The following is a 1,581-nucleotide window of genomic DNA, read 5'->3' on the forward strand; positions in this document are numbered from 1 at the left end:
TAAGCATATTCAACCTATTCCAGCCGCTATTGTCTTGTTCCAGCCAACGTTCTCTATTGGCATCAACAAGGCGTTGATTGTAGTCATTAAGAACAGATGACCCCTGCAACATATTCGAATAGGCATTATTATAAGAGGGGAATAAGTTACCTATCATGCCTAAGCGATACTTATTAAAATCACCAAGTAAGGCATTAGCATGTAACATATCCTGCTTATTCTGACGGTAATGATTAATCCTAGCACTTTTAGACAATGCATCAAGTTCACGCGCCAACACTTTTGTATGCGCACCAGATCCATAACCACCAGCACCTACAAAAGAGCTGTTAATCGTATCTCTCACATCATCCATAGATTTTTTAAGTACATCTTCAAAATCCTGATCATAGCCCCCTTTATAACTAGAAGCCAATTCACCAATATTTCTTTCTGCCTGCATGGGAGTATTCATCAAATGATTCATATAATTTTGATATTGATGAGGAATAGCTCCAAGACCTCCGATTGCTTGGTAAGTTGGAGCACTTAACGGGGCAACACGAGGTCCTCCATACACATTACCACCCATCCCTGTATCATACATGTTATACGCATCTGCACCCCCTCGCTTAAATACATTCTGCATCCAAGCGGGAGGGGCACTTGTCTGCACCTGCTTCTGTTCTGTCGTTGCTGGTCTACTGCTCCCCATGTCACAATTCCTTCCTATAATAAAGCATATCTATGCCATAACCTTGTTTGTTCAGTGCACGTTTCCAACCTAAACGACCCAAGATCTCCATTTCAGAAGCCCCATTCTCACGTGCCCAATCCTCTACAAATGTCAAATTATCAATTTGATCAAGAACGCCCTTGCCACTACATTCACAAATCAGAGCGCGCTTCTTTCCTAAAACTGTCTGCTGTATCTGGGTTGTAACTGCCGCTAAAAAGCGCTCGTCATCATCCAAAACAAGCCATAACTGTTTCTTGCCACTGCAAATCGCTTCAAGGAGCTCTTGCAACGTGATTTCATGTTTGAAATGCTCTACATACTCACGAAATGACGCAATGATGTCTTCCAGATAAGGCGCTATACGCCCCATATCCCAAGACGTGGTCAAAAAAACTTTTGCCATTACCCTCTGCCTAAAGGACGTAAATCCACATTAAACCCTGTGATATGGTTCCAATGAACGCCTTCAGGAATACGCAATTTAAAGCGGTGATAACGATTGCGCGAACGACCATGATAAGCGCCCGTGACATACGAACACACCCTCTCCTTGTGCCATGTGATCGGTGTCTGATGATTACGAAGCCGACGTTCTCCGATACTTAAAAAACCTTCCATCGTATCAACTTCNGCCCGTGACATACGAACACACCCTCTCCTTGTGCCATGTGATCGGTGTCTGATGATTACGAAGCCGACGTTCTCCGATACTTAAAAAACCTTCCATCGTATCAACTTCGGCAAACATTTTTGTGATAAAGTTAAAACTTCCATCTGGTGCCCCCAATTCTTGCGAAACAACCGTTGCCTCCATCGGTGCTCCCGTAAACATAACAAGCCGATTTTCATCATCAAAAGCACCA

Annotated in this window: 2 protein-coding genes and 2 pseudogenes; all 4 read right to left on the bottom strand. The window is 43.4% G+C overall.

The window, feature by feature from the left end; translation table 11 throughout:
* Positions 1–694, bottom strand: a 694-nt coding sequence (locus ACFIMS_RS05310) for a hypothetical protein (RefSeq protein ID WP_375696454.1), incomplete at its 3' end; no start/stop codon positions are given.
* Between the two features lies 1 nt (position 695).
* Positions 696–1,121 (bottom strand): hypothetical protein, encoded by a 426-nt coding sequence (locus tag ACFIMS_RS05315; RefSeq protein ID WP_375696455.1) that lies wholly within the window; start codon positions 1,119–1,121, stop codon positions 696–698.
* Positions 1,121–1,348 (bottom strand): annotated as a pseudogene (locus ACFIMS_RS05320) (hypothetical protein); the annotation flags it as partial. The gene ACFIMS_RS05315 and the pseudogene ACFIMS_RS05320, both read right to left, overlap by 1 nt.
* Positions 1,341–1,581: pseudogene (locus ACFIMS_RS05325) on the bottom strand (hypothetical protein); the annotation flags it as partial. The pseudogenes ACFIMS_RS05320 and ACFIMS_RS05325, both read right to left, overlap by 8 nt.

The organism is Bartonella sp. AP331QHHD (assembly GCF_042195905.1).
GTDB lineage: Bacteria > Pseudomonadota > Alphaproteobacteria > Rhizobiales > Rhizobiaceae > Bartonella.